Source organism: Streptomyces sp. NPDC058646 (genome assembly GCF_042716875.1).
Lineage (GTDB): Bacteria > Actinomycetota > Actinomycetes > Streptomycetales > Streptomycetaceae > Streptomyces.
Genome location: NZ_JBHXRK010000017.1, coordinates 26,198 through 48,554, shown reverse-complemented (window position 1 = coordinate 48,554; position 22,357 = coordinate 26,198). Strand labels below are relative to the sequence as shown.

Sequence of the window (22,357 nt, the reverse complement as noted above, 5' to 3'; positions counted from 1 at the left end):
AACGCCGGGCGCCCCCGGCGCGGCGACCACGAGGATCGTTCCGCCGGGGGCGCGTCCGGTACGGGCCCGTCAGGTGCCCCTGGGTGCCCGGCCGTCGGGGGTCGGCGACCCGGCGGTGGGCGGTGCGTCCGGTCAGCCGTTGCGGGGGCCGGGGAAGGCCGACTGGCGGGCGGCGCCCGCCGTGGCCTGGGACTCCTCGCGCACCGGCTGCGGCGGCACGGAGCGGGCGGCCGGGACCGTGGGCAGCGGCCCGAGGGTCCGGGTGGTGGGGCCCTCGGCCAGTTGCTCGGCGGACTCGGCGCTCTGCGCCCGCCGGGCGCCGTAGCGCCGGTGCACGGCCTGCTTGGTGACGCCGAGCGCCGAACCGACCGCGTCCCACGAGAAGCCGAGCGAGCGGTCGAAGTCCACCGCGGCGGTGACCAGCGTCTCGACGCTGTCGCGCAGCTCCTGGGCGAGGCGGACGGTGGGCGCGGGCGCCCTGCCGTAGACGACGAAGCCCGTGGAGGGACCTGAGCGGCGCGGGCGGTACACATTGCCGAGCTGTGCGGTCAGCGTACGCAGGGCATCCACCTGCCGGCGAACCCGCTCGATGTCCCGCACCAGCAGGTGCAGGCTGGCCCGGGCTTGGGCGTCGTGGGTGGCGTGGTCGGCCATGAAGAAGCCTCTCGAACCGGTGCTGAAGGGCGGAGCGGGCCGGCTACACCGTTCGAACACGGCCCGTTTTGGGTCAATCTCTCTTGACCAACGCTCCACCGGGCGGCCAGGTCACGCTCTGGGGGCGTGTCGGCATATGCGAGAGGCGCGCGTGTGTGCGTACGCCCCCTCGCGGCGCCCGCACCCACCCAGGCGGTGCGCCGCGCCCGGGCCCCATAGACTGGTGCGCTGCTGACAGCCGAGATAGCGAGGTAGGACCCCAGTGAAGCTGGTCTTCGCAGGCACCCCCGAGGTCGCCGTGCCCGCCCTGGACGCCCTGATCGCCTCCGGGCGGCACGAGGTGGCGGCCGTCGTCACCCGGCCCGACGCCCCGGCCGGCCGCGGCCGGCGGCTCGTCGCCAGCCCGGTCGCCGAGCGCGCCGAGGAAGCGGGCATCGAGGTCCTCAAGCCCGTCCGCCCGCGCGACCCCGGGTTCCAGGCCCGGCTGCGGGAGATCGGCCCGGACTGCTGCCCGGTCGTCGCCTACGGGGCGCTGCTCCCCAAGAGCGCGCTCGACATCCCCCGGCACGGCTGGGTGAACCTGCACTTCTCCCTGCTGCCGGCCTGGCGCGGGGCGGCCCCCGTCCAGCACTCGATCATGGCGGGCGACCAGGTCACCGGCGCGTCCACGTTCCAGATCGAGGAGGGCCTGGACACCGGCCCGGTCTACGGGATCCTGACCGAGGAGATCCGGCCGACCGACACCAGCGGCGACCTGCTGACCCGGCTCGCCTTCGCCGGGTCCGGCCTGCTCGCCGCCACCATGGACGGGATCGAGGACGGCACCCTGCGGGCCGTCCCGCAGCCCGTGGACGGGATCTCCCTCGCCTCAAAGATCACCGTGGAGGACGCGCGGATCGACTGGGCGGCCCCGGCGATGCGCGCGGACCGCGTGGTGCGCGGCTGCACCCCCGCGCCGGGCGCGTGGACCGTCTTCCGCGGCGAGCGGCTCAAGCTGATCTCGGTGGGCCTGGTGACCGACCGCACCGATCTGACCCCCGGCGCACTGGCCCCCGCCAAGAACAACGTCTACGTGGGCACCGGCTCGCACGCCGTGGAGCTGCTCTGGGTTCAGCCCCAGGGCAAGAAGCCGATGCGCGGCGCCGACTGGGCGCGCGGGGTGCGCATCGCTCCAGGTGAGCGGCTCGGCGGGGCGGACGTAGGCTGATCCCAGCCCCCTTCGGCCGGGCCGTCCGAACAGCCCCACCCCCATGCGTCACACCCGCAGCACTTCGTAAACCCCGGAGCACCTTTCACGTGAGCGATCAGTCCCGTCCCCGTCGCGGCGCCGCAGCCGCGGGCGGCGGCAAGCAGGCCAAGCCGCACCGCCGTCCCCGGAAGGACCCCGTCCGGATGCTCGCCTTCCAGGTGCTGCGGGCGGTGGACGAGCGGGACGCGTACGCCAACCTCGTCCTGCCCCCGCTGCTGCGCAAGGCCCGTCAGGACGAGAGCTTCCAGGCGCGGGACGCGGCCCTGGCCACCGAGCTGGTCTACGGGACGCTGCGCCGCCAGGGCACCTACGACGCCGTCATCAAGGCGTGCATCGACCGTCCGCTGCGCGAGGTCGACCCGCCGGTGCTGGACGTGCTCTCGCTGGGCGCGCACCAGCTGCTGGGCACCCGCATCCCGACGCACGCGGCCGTCTCGGCGAGCGTGGAGCTGGCCCGGGTGGTGCTCGGGGACGGGCGGGCGAAGTTCGTGAACGCCGTGCTGCGCAAGATCGCCGCGCACGACCTGGACGGCTGGCTGGAGCGGGTCGCGCCGCCGTACGAGGAGGACGCGGAGGAGCACCTCGCGGTCTACCACTCGCACCCGCGCTGGGTCGTCAGTGCCCTCTGGGACGCACTGGGCGGCGGCCGGGCCGGGATCGAGGACCTGCTGGAGGCCGACAACGAGCGGCCCGAGGTCACCCTGGTGGCCCGCCCGGGCCGGTCCACGCCCGAGGAACTGCTGGAAGCCGTCGGTGAGGACTCCGCGCTGCCGGGCCGCTGGTCCCCGTACGCCGTGCGGATGTCCGAGGGCGGCGAGCCCGGCGCGCTGGAAGCCGTGCGCGACGGGCGGGCCGGCGTCCAGGACGAGGGCAGCCAGCTGGTGGCGATGGCGCTGGCGGCCGTGCCCGTCGAGGGCCGGGACGCGCGCTGGCTGGACGGCTGCGCCGGCCCGGGAGGCAAGGCGGCACTCCTCGGTGCGCTGGCGGCACAGCGCGGCGCGTTCCTGCTGGCCTCGGAGAAGCAGCCGCACCGGGCGCGCCTCGTGGAGCACGCGCTGGCCGGCAACCCCGGCCCCTACCAGGTCATCGCGGCCGACGGCACCCGGCCGCCGTGGCTGCCCGGCTCCTTCGACCGGGTCCTGGTGGACGTGCCGTGCTCGGGCCTGGGCGCGCTGCGCCGCCGGCCGGAGGCCCGCTGGCGCCGCCGCCCGGAGGACCTGGAGGGCTTCGCCCCGCTCCAGCGGGGACTGCTGCGGCAGGCCCTCGCGGCGGTGCGGGTGGGTGGCGTCGTCGGCTACGCGACCTGCTCGCCGCACCTGGCCGAGACCCGGGTGGTCGTGGAGGACGTGCTGAAGGGGCGCGGCGCGGGCGCGGCCCCGGTCGCCGCCGAACTGGTCGACGCCCGGCCGTACATGGCGGGCGTACCGGGCCTGGGCGACGGCCCGGACGTCCAGCTCTGGCCGCACCTGCACGGTACGGACGCGATGTACCTGGCGCTGCTGAGGCGTACCGCGTAGCGGGACCGCGCCGGGGCGGTCTCCGGACCCGCCCCGGCCGGGCGGAAGGTGATCGATCGAACGCCGTCGTCCGCCCCCGACTTCCGGGGTCGTGGCCGGAAGTGGCCGGGGGCATGGCAGGCTTGGGGGCATGGCCGCTCAGATCTTTCCCAGCATCCTGTCCGCAGACTTCGCCCGCCTCGCCGAGGAGGCGAAGGCCGTCGAGGGTGCCGACTGGCTGCACGTCGACGTGATGGACAACCACTTCGTCCCCAACCTCACCCTCGGCATGCCGATCGTGGAATCACTGAGCAGGGCCACGGACATCCCGCTGGACCTCCACCTGATGATCGAGGACCCGGACCGGTGGGCCCCGCAGTACGTGGAGGCCGGCGCGGGCTCGGTCACCTTCCACGCGGAGGCGGCCGCGGCGCCGGTGCGGCTGGCGCGGGAGATCCGGGCGAAGGGGGCGCGGGCGTCCATGGCCCTCAAGCCGGCCACGCCGATCGAGCAGTACGAGGACATCCTCCCCGAACTCGACATGCTGCTGATCATGACGGTCGAGCCCGGCTTCGGCGGCCAGCCCTTCCTGGACATCATGCTGCCCAAGATCCGCCGGACCCGTGAGCTGATCTCCAAGCACGGCCTGGAGCTGTGGCTCCAGGTGGACGGCGGGGTCTCGGCCTCGACGATCGAACGCTGTGCCGAGGCGGGCGCCGACGTGTTCGTGGCCGGCAGCGCCGTCTACGGGGCGGTCGACCCGGCGACCGCCGTGCGCACGCTGCGTGAGCAGGCGGACGCGGCGATCGCCGTCGCGCCGTGGGCTTGCGACCACTGAGCCAAGGGTTGGTGAACAGCTCGGTGAACGGGAGCCGTCCGGGCTGATCAACTGCCGTCGGATCTGACAGGATGAACGGCGAGTCGAGAGTGTGAACACGAGAGTGTGAGCAGTGAGGAGAACGCGGTGTCTGCAATGTCGGCGGGACGGTCAGCCCTGCGGATGGGACCCGCGGAGCTGGTGCAGGCGGCGGCCATGGCGCGCCGCTTCTACCTCGAGGGCAAGTCGAAGATCCAGATCGCCGAGGAGTTCGGCGTGAGCCGCTTCAAGGTGGCCCGGGTCCTGGAGACCGCCCTCGAGCGCGACCTCGTACGGATCGAGATCCGGGTGCCCGCCGAACTCGACGCGGAGCGCTCCGACGCGCTGCGCGCCCGGTACGGGCTCCGGCACGCCGTGGTGGTGGAGTCGCCGGCCGACGCCACCGAGGACGCGCCCGACCCCGAGAACCTCGGGGCGGTCGCGGCCGACCTGCTGGGCGAACTGGTCAACGAGGGCGACGTCCTCGGTCTGGCGTGGGGCAGGTCCACCATCCACATGGCTGCTTCCCTGCACCGGCTGCCGCAGTGCACCGTGGTGCAGCTGACCGGGGTGTACGACGCGGGGACCGCCGAACGCGGATCCGTGGAGGCCGTCCGGCGGGCCGCGCAGGTCTCCGGAGGGGACGCGCACCCCATCTACGCCCCGATGCTGCTGCCGGACCCGGCGACGGCGGCGGCCCTGCGGGGCCAGACGGGGATCGCGCGCGCCTTCGAGTACTTCGACAAGGTGACCGTCGCGGCCGTCTCCATCGGCTCCTGGGAGCCGGGGATCTCGACCGTCCACGACATGCTCACCGACGAGGAGCGGGCGCACTACGCCTCGCTGGGCGTCGCGGCCGAGATGTCCGCGCACCTCTTCGACGCCGAAGGGCGGCGCGTCGGCCGGGACCTCGGCGAGCGGTGCATCACCGTCGAGGCGGACCGGCTGCGCCGGATCCCCGAGGTCGTCGCGATCGCGGGCGGCCTGCGGAAGGCCTCGGCCATCGGTGCGGTGCTCCGGTCGGGGCTGGTGACCAGCCTCGTCACCGACACGGCCGTGGCCGACTACCTGCTGACCGAGTCGGCCCCGGGGCTGCGGCCCGCGCTGGACCGGGCCGATCCCGACACCGACGCGGCCTGAGGCCGCACGACGCGACGGCCCGGGCCGTCCGGGGAATACCCGGACCGGCCGTGGTCCGGGCGGTCGGCGGAGGGGTACCCGCACGGCCCGGTGCGGGTGATAGGGGCGCACCGGGACTGACGCGCTCCACCGGTGGCGTAGACGGGCCGTCCGGGGCCCGGCGGGGTCTGACGAGGCCCGACGGGACGGGCCGGCCCCGCACGCGGCCGTCCCGGGGGACGCCGGTGCGGATGGTGCCGGAATTGAGATCCGAACGGCGGCCCGCGCGGCGCCCTGCGGGGCGCATACTGGTTCCAATGACAAAGTCAGCAGTACCTCGCCGCCATTTGCCGTCCAGCCCGTTCAAGGCCCCCGTGGAACCGCCGCTCCGGCAGTTCAGCGTCGGCGACCGGGTCACTCACGATGAGCACGGCCTCGGCCGTGTCGTCGGAATCGAGGAGGGGATCGCTGTTCTCGTCGACTTCGGGTCGGTCCAGAAACGAATCCTGAGTCCCTACACCAAGATGGCCGCTCTCTGAAGCCATCGGGCGATTCGCGAGCGAATCGGATGTTTGGCACGATCGGTGCATGATCTTCCGGACCGTGCCCCGATCGTTGCTGCGTCTGCTGGGGGCCGTGTTCCTGTGCGCCGCGCTGGTCGGTGCGGCGGGCTGCGGTGGGAAGACACCCGCGCCTGCCGCCGCCAGCGCCGGCGTCGAGCGCACTGCGGGGCCGGGCACCGGTGAGTCCACGGCCGGATCGGCCGTGCCCGGGTGGGCCGAGGGGATGGCCGCCGTACGGGCCGAGGAGCTGCCCCGGCAGGCCCGGGAGGTCCTCGCGCTGATCGACCGGGGCGGCCCGTATCCGTACCGGCAGGACGGTACCGTCTTCGGGAACTTCGAGAAGGTCCTGCCCCGGCAGAAGCGCGGCTACTACCACGAGTACACGGTGCGCACGCCGGGGGAGCGGGACCGTGGCGCCCGGCGGATCGTGACGGGTCAGGGTGGGGAGTTCTTCTACACGGACGACCACTACGAGACCTTCAAGGCGGTTCTCCGATGACCCTGGACCCGCAGCCGCTCGCCCCCGCGCTCGCAGCCGCGGTGCAGGCGGGCTGGACGACCGTACGGCTGGACCTGGACGGCGTGCGCACCAAGGCGGAGCTGATGCGCCGGTGCGGGGAGGCCCTGCGGCTGCCGGACTGGGTCGGCGGGAACTGGGACGCGCTGGCGGACGCGCTGCGGGACCTGTCCTGGCTGCCGGGTACTGCCGGGAGGCTGGTCGCCGTGACCTCGTGGCGCGGGTACGCCGCCGCGCGGCCGGGTGACTGGGAGGTCCTGCGGGAGGTGCTGGAGGAGGCCGTCGACTTCTGGCGGGAGGCCGGGGCGGCGCCGCCGCTGACCGTGCTGCTGGCCGAGCCGGAGCCCGGGGCGGACCGCGGGGCACGGCCCCCGCGCCCCGAGCGTCGGCGCGGCTGACCGGAACGGGGGCTCCGCCCCCGGCTCCCCGCGCCGACGGTCCTGCCGCCGGGGCCGCTGCTTCCCGTAGGAACGGACCACAGGGCCCGGTATGTCCTGGACGATCAGCCCGGGAGTGGCGGACATCTGGACGTGGGAGAATGAAGTACGTGCGTTTCCTCGGCTGCCCTGTCGAGGCACCTCCGATTGACTGGGATGTCTAGCACGTGCGTTTCCTCAATGACCTGAAGCCGCCGTACGACCTGACGTACGACGATGTGTTCATGGTGCCGAGCCGCTCCGCGGTCGGTTCCCGCCAGGGCGTGGACCTTTCCTCGCCCGACGGCACCGGCACCACCATTCCCCTCGTGGTCGCGAACATGACCGCCATCGCGGGCCGCCGGATGGCCGAGACCGTGGCCCGCCGCGGCGGCATCGTCGTCATCCCGCAGGACATCCCGATCGACGTCGTCACCGACGTCATCTCCTGGGTGAAGACCCGCCACCTCGTGCTCGACACCCCGATCACGCTGGCGCCCGTCCAGACCGTCGCCGACGCCCTGTCCCTGCTGCCCAAGCGCGCCCACGGCGCGGGTGTCGTCGTCGACGCCGAGGGCCGCCCGGTCGGCGTCGTCACCGACCACGACCTGACCGGCGTGGACCGTTTCACCCAGCTCTCCGAGGTCATGTCGAAGGAGCTGCTGCTCATCGACGCCGACATCGACCCCCGCGAGGCCTTCAACAAGCTCGACGCCGGGCACCGCAAGCTGGCCCCGGCCGTCGACAAGGACGGCAAGCTCGTCGGCATCCTCACCCGCAAGGGCGCTCTGCGCGCCACCCTGTACACGCCGGCCACCGACGCCAACGGCAAGCTGCGCATCGCCGCCGCCGTCGGCATCAACGGCGACTTCGTGGAGAAGGCCAAGCAGCTGCTCGACGCGGGCGTGGACACCCTCGTCATCGACACCGCGCACGGCCACCAGGAATCGATGATCAGCGCGATCAAGGCCGTCCGCGCCCTGGACCCGCAGGTCCCGATCGTGGCCGGCAACATCGTCGCCGCCGAGGGCGTCAAGGACCTCATCGACGCCGGCGCGGACATCATCAAGGTCGGTGTGGGCCCCGGCGCCATGTGCACCACCCGCATGATGACCGGCGTGGGCCGCCCGCAGTTCTCCGCGGTGCTGGAGTGCGCCGCCGAGGCGAAGAAGTACGGCAAGCACGTGTGGGCCGACGGCGGCGTCCGCCACCCGCGCGACGTGGCGATGGCCCTGGCCGCCGGCGCCTCCAACGTCATGATCGGCTCCTGGTTCGCCGGTACGTACGAGTCCCCGGGCGACCTCCAGCAGTCCGCCGACGGGCGCTTCTACAAGGAGTCCTTCGGCATGGCCTCCGCCCGCGCGGTGCGCAACCGCACCTCGGAGGAGTCCGCCTACGACCGCGCCCGCAAGGCACTGTTCGAGGAGGGCATCTCCACCTCCCGCATGTTCCTCGACCCGACCCGTCCGGGCGTCGAGGACCTGATCGACTCGATCATCGCGGGCGTCCGCTCCTCCTGCACCTACGCCGGCGCCGGCTCCCTCGCGGAGTTCGAGGAGAAGTCCGTGGTCGGCATCCAGTCCGCCGCCGGCTACGCCGAGGGCAAGCCGCTGCACGCCAGCTGGAGCTAGGCACCAGGACCCCGGCGGGCCTCCGGGCGGGCCCGTCCTGCCCGTGGCCCCCGCCGTCCCCGTGACGGCCGGGGCCACGGGCGCACCCGGGCCCGGCGCGGGTGCCGCTGCGGGCGGCGGGCGGGGCTCAGGCCCTGCCGCGGGCCTCGCGCCACTCCCGCAGGGCCTCGTCCACGTCGATCGGCCCCCGCCCCAGCGGCGGGCCCGGCGGCGGCATCCGCAGGGCGGCGGCAATCTTCTCGTTCACCGGCTCCAACAGGTCCCGCACGGCCCGCTCGGACGGCGCCCCCGCCACCGCGGCGACCGCGTCCTCCGCCTCCTTCCGCAGGGCCAGGGCCGGCGGAAGCATGCAGGTCACGTTCTCGGTGGCCATCTTCTTGCGGATCCACCACAGCTCGTCGTACGGCTGGTCCAGTTCGGGCAGCGGCTTGCCGAAACCGGGCAGGTCGGCGAAGGCGCCGCGCTGCTCGGCCTCACGGATCTGCCGGTCCGTCCAGGACTCGAAGCTCACACCCGGGGGCTTGCGCTCGGTCACGGGATCACTTCCTGTACCTCGGAGAAGGGCCTGACCCCACCGTAGCCACCGCCCGCGCCCGCCGGCGTGCCTCGTCCGCCCCGCACCTCAGGGCCGGCGCGCAGGCGGTTCCGCGGGCGAGCTGTGCACTCCGGCACGGAACTTGGGAATGCGCACCGTGACCTTCATCCCGGCGCCGACACCCGTCTCGATCACCGGCCCGTACTCGTCCCCGTACACCTGCCGGATCCGCTCGTCGACGTTCGGCAGCCCGATGCCCGAGGAGGCCGTACCCCGCTCCCCGGCCAGGATCCGGCGCAGCAGGGCCGGATCCATCCCGACGCCGTTGTCCTCCACCGTGATCACCGCCTCCGCGCCCGCGTCCTGCGCGGAGATGCTGATCCGGCACACCTGCGTGGAGTCCTCCAGGCCGTGCTTGACCGCGTTCTCCACCAGCGGCTGGAGGCACAGGAACGGCAGCGCCACCGGCAGCACCTCCGGGGCGACCTGCAAGGTCACCTTCAGCCGGTCCCCGAACCGGGCACCGGCCAGCGCCAGGTACTGCTCGATGGAACGCAACTCGTCGGCGAGGGTGGTGAAGTCGCCGTGGCGGCGGAAGGAGTACCGGGTGAAGTCCGCGAACTCCAGCAGCAGGTCCCGGGCCCGCTCCGGGTCCGTCCGCACGAACGAGGCGATCGCCGCGAGGGAGTTGAAGATGAAGTGCGGGGATATCTGCGCCCGCAGCGCCTTGATCTCCGCCTCCATCAGCCGGGTCCGCGACCGGTCCAGCTCGGAGAGCTCCAGCTGTACGGAGACCCAGCGCGCGACCTCGGTCGCCGCCCGCACCAGGACCGCCGACTCCCGGGAACCGTAGGCCACCAGTGCCCCCAGCAGCCCGTCCTCACCGGTCAGCGGTGCCACCACCGCCCACTTCAGCGGGCAGTCCGGCCGCTCGCACCCCGTCCGCTCGCTCTGGCTGCGCCCCGATTCCAGCATCACCGCCACCCGGGCCATCGCCCGCCGCTCGTGGTGGTCGTCCCCCGGGCCGTCCCAGGCCAGCACCGACTCCCGGTCCGTCAGGCACAGCGCCTCCGTTCCCAGCAGCGACCGCAGCCGCTTCGCCGCCTTGCGGGCGGCGTCCTCGGTCAGTCCGGCGCGCAGCGGGGGAGCGGCCAGCGAAGCCGTGTGCAGGGTGTGGAAGGTGGCCCGCTCCACCGGGGTCCCCAGGTCCAGCCCGGCGGCCCGTTCGCCGTGCCGGGCGTGCCACCGGCCCGCGGCCCAGCCGGCGCCCAGCAGCAGCGCCGCGCCGGCCACCGCCGCCACCGCGAGCAGGGCCGCGCTCACCGCGCACCCCCCGCACGGTCCACGGCCACGTCCTCCGGCAGGTGCAGCCGGGCGAGCGTGCCCGCCGTCCCGGCCGGGATCCGCGACCGGGTGGCCACCGACACGAGGACCATCGTCAGGAACCCCAGCGGCACCGACCACGCGGCGGGCCACGCCAGCAGCGTGTGCGCCCAGCCCGCCGGCGGCAGCCCGGCCCGGGTCGCCAGTACGGCGCCCAGCGCCGCCCCGCCGCCCGTGACGAGCCCGGCCACCGCGCCGGGCGGGGTGAGCCCGCGCCACCAGATGCCCAGCACCAGCAGCGGGCAGAACGACGAGGCCGACACCGCGAAGGCCAGCCCCACCGCGTCCGCCACCGGCACCTCGCGGGCCGCCACGCTCCCGGCGAGCGGCACGAGGACCGCCATCAGCACCGCGAGCCGGAAGCTGCGCACCCCGCGGGCCCGCAGCACGTCCTGGTGCAGCACCCCCGCCACCGCCATGGTCAGCCCCGAAGCCGTCGACAGGAACGCCGCGAAGGCGCCTCCCGCCAGCAGTGCCCCCAGCAGGTCGCCGAGCAGCCCGCCGAGCACGCGCTCCGGCAGTACCAGCACCGCCGCGTCCGCGTCGCCGGTGAGGGCCAGCTCGGGGGCGTAGATCCGGCCCAGCGCCCCGTACACCGGAGGCAGCAGGTAGAAGACGCCGACCAGCGCGAGGACGACCAGTGTGGTGCGCCGCGCCGCCCGCCCGTTGGGGCTGGTGTAGAAGCGGACCGCGACGTGCGGCAGACCCATGGTGCCGAGGAAGGTCGCGAGGATCAGCCCGTACGTCGCGTACAGCCGCTGCTCCCGGTCGTCCCCGGACAGCGGCGAGGACCAGCCGGCCGCCCCGCCGGTCCCCGGCTCCGTACGGGGCTGCGGGACGGCCGTGCCCGGGGTGAACTCCAGGCGCGTACGGGCCGCTACGGAGTGCTGCCCGGCGGGCAGCACCAGCGGGGCGGCCTCGTACGCCCGCCCGTCCACGCGGCCGGTGACGGTCACCGCGAGCGGAGCAGCCACCGACAGCCGGACGTCGTCGGCGACGGTGACGGCCGTGTGCTCGCGGAAGACGGCGGGGGCGTCGAAAGTGGCGCGGGGGGCGCCGTCCCCGGCCCAGGCGGCGACCAGGAAGAAGGCGGGGACCAGCAGGGCGGCCAGCTTGAGCCAGTACTGGAAGGCCTGCACGAAGGTGATGCTGCGCATCCCGCCCGCGGCGACGGCCGCGCTGACCACGGAGGCGACGACCACTCCGCCCACCCAGCGCGGGGCCCCCGTGAGGATCTCCAGGGTCAGGCCCGCGCCCTGGAGCTGCGGCACCAGGTAGAGCCAGCCGACCCCGGCCACGAACAGCACCGCGATCCTGCGCACGGCCTGCGACTCCAGCCGGCCCTCGGCGAAGTCGGGCAGGGTGTACGCGCCGGAGCGGCGCAGCGGGGCCGCCACGAGCACGAGGAGCACCAGGTACCCGGCGGTGTAGCCGACCGGGTACCAGAGCATCTCGGGCCCCTGGAGCAGCACCAGGCCCGCGACTCCCAGGAAGGAGGCCGCGGAGAGGTACTCCCCGCTGATGGCCGCCGCGTTCAGCCGCGGTCCGACGGTGCGCGAGGCGACGTAGAAGTCGGAGGTGGTCCGGGACATGCGCAGCCCCAGCGAGCCGACGAGGACCGTGGCCAGGACGACGACGGCGACCGCGGTCAGCGCGTACGTCTGGTTCACCGGGCGGTCCTTCGGCAGGGGCGGGGTGACCGGATTCTATGCAGGCCCCGGACCGGGCGACAGAGCCGATCCGGCCCGGAGACCGGCCGGGCGCCGGGCTGGGGGGCGCCGTGCCGGTCAGGCAGCGGGGTCGCGGTGATCGGTGCAGTCGCGCAGGGCGATCTCCAGCTCCACGTACGACTCCTCGGCGCGCCGGAAGGCCAGGGTCAGCGCCGCCTCGGCGCGGGGCGGGACCTGCCTGCGGACGCCCTCGCCGGCCTCGTACAGGACGTCGGCCCAGCGGGCGGCCGCGCTGCGCAGTCCGGCCACCAGCAGTTCGGCCTCGGCGGGGCCGGCCGGCCGGGTGCGGGGCAGCCCGGCCAGGGTGTCGAGCAGCGCCTGGATCTCGGACATCACGCTCCTCCCGCGCCGGAAGATCCACGATACGCGGGGCGGCGGGAGCGGCGGGCGGTTCCGGCCGCCCGTGCGTCCGGCGGACCCGGCGGATCGCCGTACGCCCCTTCCGGAGCGACGAACGGCGTCCGCGCACGCCGGACGGTCGCGGGCGGTGCTCCCGGGTCGTGGGCGGCGCGGCGGGTGTCAGCCCGTGGCCCGGTGCATCAGCAGGTCTCGCAGGTGCCGCGCGTGCCGGCGGCTCACCTGGAGTTCCGCGGAACCGACCCGGACGGTGGTGGTGCCCGCGTCCAGCCGGAGTTCGTCGATCCGGCCCAGGGCCACCAGGTGGCGGCGGTGGATGCGGAAGAACCCGCGGGCCGCCCAGCGCTCCTCCAGCGTGGACAGCGGGATCCGGACCAGGTGGCTGCCCTCGTCGGTGTGCAGCCGGGCGTAGTCCCCCTGGGCCTCGACGTAGGCGATGTCGGCGACCGCCACGAACCGGGTGACCCCGCCCAGTTCCACGGCTATCTGCTCCGGGGTCCGGTCGGCGGCGGCCTCGGAAGCGGGGCGGTGCGCCGCCGCCGGGGAGACGGAGGAGGCGGAGGAGAGGGGCGCGGCGGCCTCCGAGCGGGCGGCGGGCAGCCGTTCGCCGGAGCGGTCCAGGAGGGCGCAGGCGCGCCGCACGGCCTCGGCCAGCCGCTCCGGGCGCACGGGCTTGAGGACGTAGTCCACGGCCTTGAGGTCGAAGGCCTGGACCGCGAAGCCCTCGTGGGCGGTGACGAACACGATCAGCGGCGGCCGGGCGAACCCGGTGAGCAGCCGCGCGATGTCCAGGCCGGTCAGCCCGGCCATGTGGATGTCGAGGAAGACCACGTCGATGCCGTCGGCCCCGTCCGGGCCCGTCTCCAGTGCCCGGGTGATCCGGCGCAGGGCCCCGGTGGCGTCCGAGGCGCCCTCCGCGCTGTGTACCCGGGGGTCGGAGCGCAGCAGGTGGAGGAGCTCCTCCAGGAGCGGCTTCTCGTCGTCGACGGCCAGCACACGCAGCATGCGGCCGAGTCTAGGCCGTGCCGTACGGGTGCGGCCGGGCCCCGGGCCGCAGGAGGCACCGGCCCCGGGCGGGAGGGCCGGGGCCGGGGTCATGGACCGGCGCGCGGCCCCGGGGGGGATGCCGGGGACCGCGCGGTCCGGCGGTGGGGGGAGGGGGCACGGCGGTGGCTACTGGACGGTGATGAGCTTGCCGTCGGGGGCGACGGCGTACCAGGTCCCGCCGACGCCCTGGCCGTTGGTGTCGCCGGGCTTCTTGTCGCCCGTGAAGGTGTACACCGGCCAGCAGTCCACGGTCTGCTGCTTCGCGCCGTCGGGACGGTCCAGCACCAGGTAGTTCCGCTCGGTGATGCCCTTGGCGTCCGCCTTGTCGACCGGCGGCACGACCGGCCACTTGGCCAGGCAGTCCCCGACGCACTTGGAGACCATCGGCCACGCCGTGTCCGGCTTGAACCGGTAGACGGTCATGCCCTTCCCGTCGACGATGTGCTCGCCCAGCTCGGGGTCCTTGGCGACGGACAGCGCCGCGTCCGTCGCGCCGGTCCCGGCGGCACCGCCGCCGGCCGGTGCCGCAGCGGCCTTCGCGGCCTTCTTGCCGTCGGGGGCGAAGGCGAACCAGACGCCGCCGACGCCCTGGCCGTTGACGTCGCCCGCCTTGGTGTCCTTGGCGAAGCGGTACGCGGGCCAGCCGGCCACCGTCAGCTGCTTGGTGCCGTCGCTGCGCACGACCTCGCCCAGCAGGGCCGGGTCCATGCCCGCGGAGGCGGTCGCGTCGCCCGCGGCGACCACGGGCCAGGTCTTCGCGCAGTCCCCGTCGCAGTTCGACTTCGGGGGCTCGGCGGTGTCGTTGTCGAAGCGGTACAGCGTGAGCCCGGCGCTGTCGGTCAGGACCGGCCCGAGCTTCTCGTCGGCGGCCACGGCCAGCTGCCCGGCGGGCTGGGCGCCCGGTCCGGCGTCCGCCGCGGGAGCCTGGGAGCCCTGGGAGGAAGCGGCCCCGGCCGGCTGGGTGTTGTCGGCCGCCTTGTCCTGCGAGGGCCCGCAGGCGGTCGCCGCGAGGACGACGGCCATCGCGACCGCGGCAAGGGTGGTTGCGCGCTTCATACCCATCTTGATCTCTCCCACGTGTGGTGTCCTTCGTGCCGTCGCCCCGGCGGCGGCAACTGTGCTCAGGACACGCCCTGGTCGGAGGGATCTGTTCAAGGGGGGCGGTGTGGGCTGTTTCACTCACCCCGTGCCGAACCCGGTCCGCCGCAGAGCCGTGGCCACAGCGAGGCCGAGCGTCCGGTGTCCGGCGTCGTTGGGGTGCAGACCGTCCTCCAGGTGCTCGGGACCGAGGAGGTCCCGGCCCGGGAGCACGGCGAGGCGGTCGTCCCCGGCGGTGATCCGGTCCCGGGCCGCGCGCTCCATGGCGTCGCGCAGGGCGCCCAGGGTGGCGCCGAGCCGGTTCGGGGTGCGTTCGGCATCGGGCCGCAGGAGGGGGGAGACCAGCAGGAGCGGGGTCCGCGGATGCCCCTGCCGGACGAGTTCGAGGAAGGTGCGCGTGGTCTCGTACAGCAGGGGTGCCGAAAAGGGCACCCGGGACCAGCAGTTGGTGCCGAAGGCAAGTGTGAGGGCATCGGCCGGCAGGGTCGCGAGCTGTTCCGCCGTGGCGAGTTCGCCGCGCGCGGCGCCCGCGTAGCCGAGGTTCACGGTGTCCCAGCCCAGGGCGCGGCCGGCGACCGCGGGCCAGCCGTGCGCGGGCCGGGTGGACCACCAGCCCTCGGTGATGGAATCGCCGTGCACCACCCACCGCGGGGCGGCCGGCGCCGGGGTCACGGCGCCGCCGATCCCGCGCAGGCCCAGGATCAGCGGTGACTGGGCCTCCGGGGGGTGGACGGTGAAGGGGCCGGGGCCGCCCGGCAGCTCGATCCGCACGACGGCCTCCGCGGCCGGTTCCGTGAACACCTCGGTGACCACCCCGTGCCGGTCCCAGAGGGCGAAGCCGTGGGACAGGTCGCGCAGCGCGTCGGTGGGTCCCGGGACGGTCCCGCGGTAGCGGACCTCCACGGCCGAGGCGGTCCCGGTGGTGAATTCCAGCCGCACCCCGATGGGGAGCGTGGCCCGCTCGCCGGTGTCCCACGGCAGCCGCATGGTGTCCGCCGGGTCGGCCCGGACCGGGCGGCCCTCGTCCAGCCAGGCGACCCCGCGCAGGAACGGCCCGGGGTCCAGCCACCGCCCGTCAGGGCTCGGTCCGCTCACTTTCGCCTCCGCTCGTCGGATACGGCCCCCGTACCCCGTGCGGGTCCGTTCCACGTCATGGCGGCACGCTGCGGTAGATCTGACGGGGTGTCAATAAGGGGGGTCGGAGGCCCCTGCGCACTGATCGATCATCCGCGCGCAACAAAGGACCATCCGGGACAGATCCGCGCAACGATCGTGCGGCAATGTGCAAGGATGGTGCATTACGGGCGGTATCACTCAGCTCGTAGGCTCACTCGCTGTACGTGGAGTGGCGCGGATCGCCTGCTCGGCGGTCCCCCATGCCCAGGCAGGCTTCTGCTCGCCTGCTCCTGCTCCGGACCGCTGCGGTCGACGCCTGACAGTCCCCATCCGCAGTGAAGAAGGAGTCCCCTCGTGCTCGACCACGGCCACGCGCCATCCGTCACGACCGAGCCCCCCAGGCCCGTCAACCCGCTGCTCCGCCGCAAGCCGGTCGAGCAGATGGTCGCCGAGGGCGGTCAGGGGGAGGGCGGCATGCTGCGCCGCTCGCTCACCATGTGGCAGCTGACGATGATCAGCATCGGCGCGACCCTGGGCACCGGCATCTTCGTCGTCCTCGGCACCGCCGCCCCCAAGGCCGGCCCCGCCGTGACGATCTCCTTCGTGATCGCGGGCCTGACCGCCCTCTTCTCCGCCCTGTCCTACGCGGAGCTGGCCGGATCGGTGCCGGTCTCCGGGTCCTCGTACTCGTACGCCTACGCCACCATGGGCGAGCTCATCGCCTGGATCTGCGGCTGGTGCCTGGTCCTGGAGTACGGCGTCTCCGTCGCGGCGGTCGCCGTCGGCTGGGGCGAGTACCTCAACGAACTCCTCGACGGCACCATAGGGGTCACCATCCCCGAACAGCTGTCCTCGCCCATGGGCGACGGCGGCCTGATCAACCTGCCGGCCCTGGTCGTCGTGCTCCTCGCCATGGTCTTCCTGATGCGCGGCGCCAAGGAGAGCGCCCGGATCAACTCGATCATGGTCGCGGTGAAGATCGTCACCCTGCTGCTCTTCATCGGCATCGGCTTCCTGGGCATCAAGGGCGGCAACTACGCCCCGCTCGCCCCGCTCGGCGTCGCCGGCATCAGCGCGGGCGCCGCCACCCTCTTCTTCTCGTACATCGGCTTCGACGCCGCCTCCACCGCCGGTGAAGAGGCCAAGGACCCCAAGCGCGACCTGCCCCGCGCGATCATGCTCTCGCTGCTGATCGTCACCGTGCTGTACGTCCTCGTCGCCTTCGTCGCCGTCGGCGCCATGCCCTGGCAGGACTTCGAGGGCACCGAGGCCGCGCTCGCCCAGATCATGACCGACGTCTCCGGCCACACCTTCTGGGGCGTCGTCCTCGCCGCGGGTGCGGTCGTCGCCATCGCCTCCGTCGTCTTCGCCGTCCTCTACGGCCAGACCCGCATCCTCTTCGCCATGTCCCGCGACGGCCTCGTCCCCAAGGTCTTCGGCCGGGTCGACGCGAAGACCGGCGCGCCCCGCGCCAACGTGGTGATCGTCTCCCTCTTCTGCGGCACGCTCGCGGCCTTCATCCCGCTCGGCAAGCTCGCCGACGCCACCAGCATCGGCACCCTCTTCGCCTTCGGCCTGGTCAACGTCGCCGTCGTCATCCTGCGCCGGACGCGCCCGGACATGCCGCGCACCTTCAAGGTGGCGCTCTTCCCGGTCACGCCGATCCTCGGCCTGCTCGCCTGCGGCTACATGATGTTCAGCCTGGACACCGCCACGTGGATCGTCTTCGGTGGCTGGATGGTTGCGGGCCTCGTGTTCTACTTCCAGTACGGCATCCGCCGCTCCCGACTGGCCACAGCAGAGAAGTGATCCACCCGCAGTGCGACTGAACGATCTCGACGAACGCATCGTGCACGCCCTCGCCGAGGACGCCCGCCGCTCCTACGCGGACATCGGCTCCGAGGTCGGTCTCTCCGCCCCCGCCGTCAAGCGGCGAGTGGACCGGCTGCGCGCCGAAGGCGCCATCACCGGCTTCACCGTCCGGGTGGACCCCGCCGCGATGGGCTGGGAGACCGAGGGCTTCATCGAGATCTACTGCCGCCACAACACCTCGCCGGACGACATCCGGCGAGGGCTGGAGCGGTACCCCGAGGTGGTGTCCGCGTCGACCGTCACCGGCGACGCGGACGCCCTCGTACAGATCTTCGCCTCCGACATGCGCCACTTCGAGCGCGTACTGGAGCGGATCGCGGGCGAGCCCTTCGTGGAGCGCACCAAGTCGGTGCTGGTCCTCTCGCCCCTCCTGCGCCGCTTCACCTCCGGCGCCCCGGCGTGAGCACCCCCGCCTGAAGCCCCTCCGGGGCCCCTACCTGACGCTCGCGCCCGGGTCCGTGGCGGCCGCCCGCGCCCTGGGCACGCTCCTGGCGTCCGTTGCGGATACTCGCGCCTGAGGCCTACGCCCGGCCCCCTTCGGACCCCCGCGCCCGAAGGCCGTGCCTCGGGGGTCCCCCGACGGGCAGCGGACGGCGCGGGCCGGCTCAGTGGCGGCCCGCCAGTGCGGCCTCCGCGGGGCCGGACAGGGCGCGGCGCTCCTCCTCCGTCAGACCGCCCCAGACCCCGAACGGCTCGCGGGTCTGCAGCGCGTGCTCCAGGCACGCCGTCCGTACCGGGCATCCCGCGCAGACCCGCTTCGCGGCCGCGTCCCGCTCCTCGCGGTCCTCGCCCCGCTCACCGGCGGGATGGAAGAACCGGCCGGTCCCCAGATCCCGGCAGGCCGCCCGCGACTGCCACTGCCAGGAGTGGTGTGTGGCGCCGGGCAGGCGTGAGACGTCGGTCATGGCAGTTCCCTCCCGTGGGGTCAGTCCGTGTCGGTAATCCGCGTCTGACCACCCACCGCGCCTTGAAACCCCGGCCCGCGCGGTCGGCGCCGGACGCGGCGGCCGAACTGCGGCCCGTCCCGGGGGACATGCGTGCGCGACCGCCGCGCGCCGGAGCGCGGCGCCGCCGCCTTCTTGACGGCCCCGCACACCCGCCACGAGACTGCGGGGGACGGACACGACGGACAGCGCCCGCCGCGGGAAGGTCATCCCGTGGGACGGGCCCCAGCGGGAGGACGGCACCGGTGGACACGGCCCGGACGGCGGTTGCGGGGGCACGGACCCTCCGCCGCTGGTGGCTGACCCGGCGCCTGCACATCGACCTCCAGCGCGTCTGCAGCGCCTTCGGCCCGCGCGGCTGACCCCGTACGGACCCCGGCCCAGGCCCTCCACCCGGCTCCGGCCACCGATCCCGTACGGGCCCCCGTACGCCAGGCCCGCCGCCCGGCCCGGTCCCGCGCGGCTGATCCCGTACGGGCCCCCGTACGCCAGGCCCGCACCAGGCCCCGGCCCGTGCCGGCCGATCCCGTACGGCCCCCGTGCCCGAGGCCGCCCAGCCGGCCCCGGCACGCCCCGCCCGCGTCTTCGTACCCGCTCCCCTGGAGAGCCATGTCCCCGACCGCCCTGCCCCGCACCGGACCGGCCCCCGCCCTGCGCGGCCGCATCGGCACCGGCTTCTCACCCGTCCCGCACCGCTACCACCTCTACCTCTCCGCGGACTGTCCGCGCTCCCTGCGCGCGCTCACAGCCCGCGCCCTGCTGGGCCTCCAAGGCACCGTCGCCGCCACCGTCCTCGGGCCCGACCCCGCGGCCCCCGGACACACGGCGCTGCGCCGGGCCTACGAGGCCGCCGGTCACCACTTCGACGGCGCGCTGACCGTCCCCGCCCTGTGCGACACCTGGAGCGGCCGCATAGTGACCCATCACACCCCCGACATACTCGAGGACCTGCGGCTCCTGGCCGCGCATCCGGCCTTCCGCGCCGCCGCCTAGGGCCGCCGGGACGGAGGGGAACGGGGCTCCACGGGGTGTGCGCAACGAATCGCCGCGCACGCCGCGGAACACGCAACGATTCGATGCGCGCCGCGCAACGGTCACGGCTTGTCCGGATCGAACGCGCGAACGTACCGTTTTGGGACACCCCCACCCCTCCTGCCACTGAGGTACGCCCATGCCCCCGCTGCGCACCGCCCTCCTCCAGAGTTCCGGACGGCTCGGCGACACCGCCGAGAACCTCAAGGTGCTCGACGAGGCAGCGGCACGCACCGCACAGGGCGGGGCCGGGCTGCTCGTGACCTCGGAGATGTTCCTGACCGGCTATGCGCTGGACGTCCAGGACATCGCCGCACTCGCCGAACCGGCCGACGGCACGTCCGCCCGGGCCATCGGCGAGATCGCCCGCCGCCACGGGGTGGCCGTCCTGTACGGCTACCCCGAGCGCGCCGGCACCGCCGTCTTCAACGCGGCGCAGCTCATCGGCCCCGACGGGACCCCGCTCGCGAACTACCGCAAGACCCACCTCTTCGGCAGCTTCGAGCAGGAGGCCTTCACCCCCGGCGACGCCCCCGTCGTCCAGGCGGACCTGAACGGCCTCCGGGTCGGCGTCATGATCTGCTACGACGTGGAGTTCCCCGAGAACGTCCGGGCCCACGCGCTCGCCGGCACCGACCTCCTCCTGGTGCCGACCGCGCAGATGCACCCGTTCCAGTTCGTCGCGGAACAGCTCGTCCCCGTACGGGCCTTCGAGAACCAGATGTACATCGCGTACGTCAACCGCACCGGCCCGGAAGGCGAGTTCGAGTTCGTCGGACTCAGCTGCCTGGCGAGCCCCGACGGGACCACCAGGACCCGGGCCGGACGCGGCGAGGAGCTGGTGTTCGGCGAGGCCGACCCCGAGCTGCTGGCGGCGTCCCGCGCGACCAACCCCTATCTGCGCGACCGCCGCCCCGGGCTCTACGCCTCCCTCGTCTGACCCCCTTCCCCCAGCTCTGCCGCAAGGAGACGTACCCCCATGACGTCCACGGTGCCCACCACCGCCGTCCCGCACAGCGACGGACAGCCGCCGATCACCATGTTCGGCCCGGACTTCCCGTACGCGTACGACGACTTCCTCGCCCACCCCGCGGGCCTGGGTCAGATACCGGCGACCGAGCACGGCACCGAGGTCGCCGTCATCGGCGGCGGCCTGTCCGGCATCATCTCCGCCTACGAGCTGATGAAGATGGGCCTCAAGCCCGTCGTCTACGAGGCCGACCAGATCGGTGGGCGGCTGCGCACCGTCGGTTTCGAGGGTGCGGGCACCGAGGAGCTGACCGCGGAGATGGGCGCCATGCGCTTCCCGCCGTCCTCCACGGCGCTCCAGCACTACATCGACCTCGTCGGCCTGGTCACGGAGCCCTTCCCGAACCCGCTGGCCGAGGCCACCCCCTCGACGGTCGTGGACCTGAAGGGCGAGACGCACTACGCCGAGACGATCGCCGACCTGCCGCAGGTCTACCGCGACGTGTCCGCCGCCTGGAACGCCTGCCTGGACGAGGGCGCCGACTTCTCCGACATGAACACCGCGATGCGCGAGCGGGACGTCCCGCGCATCCGCGAGATCTGGGCGAAGCTCGTCGAGAAGCTCGACGACGAGACCTTCTACGGGTTCCTCTGCAAGTCCGAGGCCTTCCAGTCCTTCCGCAAGCGCGAGATCTTCGGCCAGGTCGGCTTCGGCACCGGCGGCTGGGACACCGATTTCCCGAACTCCATCCTGGAGATCCTGCGCGTCGTCTACACCGAGGCGGACGACCACCACCGCGGCATCGTCGGCGGTTCGCAGCAGCTGCCGCTGCGCCTGTGGGAGCGCGAGCCCGAGAAGATCATCCACTGGGCCCAGGGGACCTCGCTGTCCTCGCTCCACGACGGCACCCCGCGCCCCGCGGTGACCCGCCTGCACCGCACCGCGGGCAACCGCATCACGGTCACCGACTCCTCGGGCGACATCCGCACCTACCGGGCCGCGATCTTCACGGCCCAGTCCTGGATGCTGCTGTCCAAGATCGCGTGCGACGACACGCTCTTCCCGATCGACCACTGGACGGCGATCGAGCGCACCCACTACATGGAGAGCTCGAAGCTCTTCGTCCCCGTCGACCGGCCGTTCTGGCTCGACAAGGACGAAGAGACCGGCCGCGACGTCATGTCGATGACGCTGACCGACCGGATGACCCGCGGCACCTACCTGCTGGACAACGGGCCGGACAAGCCCGCCGTGATCTGCCTCTCGTACACCTGGTGCGACGACAGCCTGAAGTGGCTGCCGCTGTCCGCGAACGAGCGGATGGAGGTCATGCTGAAGTCCCTCGGCGAGATCTACCCCAAGGTCGACATCCGCCGGCACATCATCGGCAACCCGGTGACCGTGTCCTGGGAGAACGAGCCCTACTTCATGGGCGCGTTCAAGGCCAACCTCCCGGGCCACTACCGCTACCAGCGCCGCCTGTTCACGCACTTCATGCAGGACCGGCTCCCCGAGGACAAGCGCGGCATCTTCCTCGCGGGCGACGACATCTCCTGGACGGCCGGCTGGGCCGAGGGCGCCGTCCAGACGGCCCTGAACGCCGTCTGGGGCGTCATGCACCACCTCGGCGGCTCCACCGACGCCACCAACCCGGGCCCGGGCGACCTCTACGACGAGATCGCCCCGGTGGAACTCCCGGAGGACTGATCCCTCCCGGATCCCCGGATCCCCGTGACCACGGGCCGTCCCCGCGCGAACAGCGCGGCGGCGGC

The 22,357-nt window shown here is 73.7% G+C and carries 22 protein-coding genes; 13 read left to right on the top strand and 9 right to left on the bottom strand.

Annotation, left to right across the window (positions count from 1 at the left end; translation table 11 throughout):
- Positions 1–132: 132 nt before the first annotated feature.
- Positions 133–654 carry a hypothetical protein gene (locus tag ACFWUZ_RS21310; RefSeq protein ID WP_384374958.1) on the bottom strand — a complete coding sequence of 174 codons (522 nt, stop codon included), beginning with the start codon at positions 652–654 and terminating at the stop codon, positions 133–135.
- Between the two features lie 262 nt (positions 655–916).
- Here ACFWUZ_RS21310 and fmt point away from each other — a divergent pair, with 262 nt between their 5' ends.
- The 8 genes from fmt to ACFWUZ_RS21270 all read left to right on the top strand — a co-directional run bounded on the left by fmt (position 917) and on the right by ACFWUZ_RS21270 (position 8,501).
- Complete coding sequence (gene fmt / locus ACFWUZ_RS21305; protein WP_384374955.1) at positions 917–1,861, top strand: methionyl-tRNA formyltransferase; 945 nt, start codon at positions 917–919, stop codon at positions 1,859–1,861.
- An 89-nt stretch (positions 1,862–1,950) separates the two neighbouring features.
- A complete protein-coding gene (locus ACFWUZ_RS21300) occupies positions 1,951–3,420 on the top strand; it encodes an RsmB/NOP family class I SAM-dependent RNA methyltransferase (RefSeq protein ID WP_384374952.1) in 1,470 nt (489 codons plus the stop codon).
- Positions 3,421–3,550: 130 nt separating this feature from the next.
- A complete protein-coding gene (gene rpe, locus ACFWUZ_RS21295; protein WP_384374949.1) occupies positions 3,551–4,237 on the top strand; it encodes a ribulose-phosphate 3-epimerase in 687 nt (228 codons plus the stop codon).
- Positions 4,238–4,372: 135 nt separating this feature from the next.
- A complete protein-coding gene (locus ACFWUZ_RS21290; RefSeq protein ID WP_384375289.1) occupies positions 4,373–5,395 on the top strand; it encodes a sugar-binding transcriptional regulator in 1,023 nt (340 codons plus the stop codon).
- A gap of 296 nt (positions 5,396–5,691) precedes the next feature.
- Complete coding sequence (locus ACFWUZ_RS21285) at positions 5,692–5,913, top strand: CarD family transcriptional regulator (protein WP_031145007.1); 222 nt, start codon at positions 5,692–5,694, stop codon at positions 5,911–5,913.
- 49 nt (positions 5,914–5,962) lie between these two features.
- A complete protein-coding gene (locus ACFWUZ_RS21280; RefSeq protein ID WP_384374946.1) occupies positions 5,963–6,436 on the top strand; it encodes a ribonuclease domain-containing protein in 474 nt (157 codons plus the stop codon).
- Complete coding sequence (locus tag ACFWUZ_RS21275; protein ID WP_384374943.1) at positions 6,433–6,852, top strand: barstar family protein; 420 nt, start codon at positions 6,433–6,435, stop codon at positions 6,850–6,852. Before ACFWUZ_RS21280 ends, ACFWUZ_RS21275 begins: the two co-directional genes overlap by 4 nt.
- A 206-nt stretch (positions 6,853–7,058) precedes the next feature.
- Positions 7,059–8,501: a GuaB1 family IMP dehydrogenase-related protein gene (locus tag ACFWUZ_RS21270; protein ID WP_384374940.1), complete on the top strand. Its 1,443-nt coding sequence runs from the start codon at positions 7,059–7,061 to the stop codon at positions 8,499–8,501.
- A 127-nt stretch (positions 8,502–8,628) separates the two neighbouring features.
- Here ACFWUZ_RS21270 and ACFWUZ_RS21265 read toward each other — a convergent pair whose 3' ends face one another.
- The 7 genes from ACFWUZ_RS21265 to ACFWUZ_RS21235 all read right to left on the bottom strand — a co-directional run bounded on the left by ACFWUZ_RS21265 (position 8,629) and on the right by ACFWUZ_RS21235 (position 15,746).
- Positions 8,629–9,036: a DUF1992 domain-containing protein gene (locus ACFWUZ_RS21265; RefSeq protein WP_384374937.1), complete on the bottom strand. Its 408-nt coding sequence runs from the start codon at positions 9,034–9,036 to the stop codon at positions 8,629–8,631.
- An 87-nt stretch (positions 9,037–9,123) separates the two neighbouring features.
- Complete coding sequence (locus ACFWUZ_RS21260) at positions 9,124–10,359, bottom strand: histidine kinase (RefSeq protein ID WP_384374934.1); 1,236 nt, start codon at positions 10,357–10,359, stop codon at positions 9,124–9,126.
- Positions 10,356–12,089 (bottom strand): cation acetate symporter, encoded by a 1,734-nt coding sequence (locus ACFWUZ_RS21255; protein ID WP_384374931.1) that lies wholly within the window; start codon positions 12,087–12,089, stop codon positions 10,356–10,358. The genes ACFWUZ_RS21260 and ACFWUZ_RS21255 overlap by 4 nt, the downstream gene beginning before the upstream one ends.
- A 117-nt stretch (positions 12,090–12,206) precedes the next feature.
- Positions 12,207–12,482 (bottom strand): hypothetical protein, encoded by a 276-nt coding sequence (locus ACFWUZ_RS21250; RefSeq protein ID WP_384374928.1) that lies wholly within the window; start codon positions 12,480–12,482, stop codon positions 12,207–12,209.
- A gap of 186 nt (positions 12,483–12,668) precedes the next feature.
- On the bottom strand, positions 12,669–13,511 hold the full coding sequence (locus tag ACFWUZ_RS21245; RefSeq protein WP_384374925.1) for a LytR/AlgR family response regulator transcription factor: 843 nt from the start codon (positions 13,509–13,511) through the stop codon (positions 12,669–12,671).
- 168 nt (positions 13,512–13,679) lie between these two features.
- On the bottom strand, positions 13,680–14,615 hold the full coding sequence (locus ACFWUZ_RS21240) for an SCO0930 family lipoprotein (RefSeq protein WP_384375286.1): 936 nt from the start codon (positions 14,613–14,615) through the stop codon (positions 13,680–13,682).
- Between the two features lie 117 nt (positions 14,616–14,732).
- A complete protein-coding gene (locus ACFWUZ_RS21235; protein WP_384374922.1) occupies positions 14,733–15,746 on the bottom strand; it encodes a GDSL-type esterase/lipase family protein in 1,014 nt (337 codons plus the stop codon).
- Positions 15,747–16,121: 375 nt separating this feature from the next.
- On the opposite strand from ACFWUZ_RS21235, the gene ACFWUZ_RS21230 reads away from it, so the two are divergent.
- Together ACFWUZ_RS21230 and ACFWUZ_RS21225 are read left to right on the top strand one after the other, a co-directional pair.
- On the top strand, positions 16,122–17,576 hold the full coding sequence (locus ACFWUZ_RS21230) for an amino acid permease (RefSeq protein WP_384374919.1): 1,455 nt from the start codon (positions 16,122–16,124) through the stop codon (positions 17,574–17,576).
- 10 nt (positions 17,577–17,586) lie between these two features.
- On the top strand, positions 17,587–18,042 hold the full coding sequence (locus ACFWUZ_RS21225) for an Lrp/AsnC family transcriptional regulator (RefSeq protein WP_030027017.1): 456 nt from the start codon (positions 17,587–17,589) through the stop codon (positions 18,040–18,042).
- 202 nt (positions 18,043–18,244) lie between these two features.
- On the opposite strand, the gene ACFWUZ_RS21220 is transcribed toward ACFWUZ_RS21225, so the two are convergent.
- Complete coding sequence (locus ACFWUZ_RS21220) at positions 18,245–18,544, bottom strand: WhiB family transcriptional regulator (protein ID WP_384374916.1); 300 nt, start codon at positions 18,542–18,544, stop codon at positions 18,245–18,247.
- Positions 18,545–19,192: 648 nt separating this feature from the next.
- Here ACFWUZ_RS21220 and ACFWUZ_RS21215 point away from each other — a divergent pair.
- The 3 genes from ACFWUZ_RS21215 to ACFWUZ_RS21205 all read left to right on the top strand — a co-directional run bounded on the left by ACFWUZ_RS21215 (position 19,193) and on the right by ACFWUZ_RS21205 (position 22,292).
- Positions 19,193–19,576, top strand: coding sequence for a hypothetical protein (locus ACFWUZ_RS21215; RefSeq protein ID WP_384374913.1), 384 nt, complete (start codon positions 19,193–19,195; stop codon positions 19,574–19,576).
- A gap of 178 nt (positions 19,577–19,754) precedes the next feature.
- Positions 19,755–20,555, top strand: coding sequence for a carbon-nitrogen hydrolase family protein (locus ACFWUZ_RS21210; protein ID WP_384374910.1), 801 nt, complete (start codon positions 19,755–19,757; stop codon positions 20,553–20,555).
- Positions 20,556–20,594: 39 nt separating this feature from the next.
- Complete coding sequence (locus tag ACFWUZ_RS21205; RefSeq protein WP_384374907.1) at positions 20,595–22,292, top strand: flavin monoamine oxidase family protein; 1,698 nt, start codon at positions 20,595–20,597, stop codon at positions 22,290–22,292.
- Positions 22,293–22,357 lie beyond the last annotated feature (65 nt).

What these genes read in the sequence shown, in the direction of transcription:
- ACFWUZ_RS21310 (WP_384374958.1), bottom strand. Translation starts at nt 654, where the DNA reads ATGGCCGACCACGCCACCCACGACGCCCAAGCCCGGGCCAGCCTGCAC.
- rpe (WP_384374949.1), top strand. Translation starts at nt 3,551, where the DNA reads ATGGCCGCTCAGATCTTTCCCAGCATCCTGTCCGCAGACTTCGCCCGC.
- ACFWUZ_RS21290 (WP_384375289.1), top strand. Translation starts at nt 4,373, where the DNA reads ATGTCGGCGGGACGGTCAGCCCTGCGGATGGGACCCGCGGAGCTGGTG.
- ACFWUZ_RS21285 (WP_031145007.1), top strand. Translation starts at nt 5,692, where the DNA reads ATGACAAAGTCAGCAGTACCTCGCCGCCATTTGCCGTCCAGCCCGTTC.
- ACFWUZ_RS21280 (WP_384374946.1), top strand. Translation starts at nt 5,963, where the DNA reads ATGATCTTCCGGACCGTGCCCCGATCGTTGCTGCGTCTGCTGGGGGCC.
- ACFWUZ_RS21275 (WP_384374943.1), top strand. Translation starts at nt 6,433, where the DNA reads ATGACCCTGGACCCGCAGCCGCTCGCCCCCGCGCTCGCAGCCGCGGTG.
- ACFWUZ_RS21250 (WP_384374928.1), bottom strand. Translation starts at nt 12,482, where the DNA reads ATGTCCGAGATCCAGGCGCTGCTCGACACCCTGGCCGGGCTGCCCCGC.
- ACFWUZ_RS21245 (WP_384374925.1), bottom strand. Translation starts at nt 13,511, where the DNA reads ATGCTGCGTGTGCTGGCCGTCGACGACGAGAAGCCGCTCCTGGAGGAG.
- ACFWUZ_RS21240 (WP_384375286.1), bottom strand. Translation starts at nt 14,615, where the DNA reads ATGGGTATGAAGCGCGCAACCACCCTTGCCGCGGTCGCGATGGCCGTC.
- ACFWUZ_RS21220 (WP_384374916.1), bottom strand. Translation starts at nt 18,544, where the DNA reads ATGACCGACGTCTCACGCCTGCCCGGCGCCACACACCACTCCTGGCAG.
- ACFWUZ_RS21215 (WP_384374913.1), top strand. Translation starts at nt 19,193, where the DNA reads ATGTCCCCGACCGCCCTGCCCCGCACCGGACCGGCCCCCGCCCTGCGC.
- ACFWUZ_RS21210 (WP_384374910.1), top strand. Translation starts at nt 19,755, where the DNA reads ATGCCCCCGCTGCGCACCGCCCTCCTCCAGAGTTCCGGACGGCTCGGC.
- ACFWUZ_RS21205 (WP_384374907.1), top strand. Translation starts at nt 20,595, where the DNA reads ATGACGTCCACGGTGCCCACCACCGCCGTCCCGCACAGCGACGGACAG.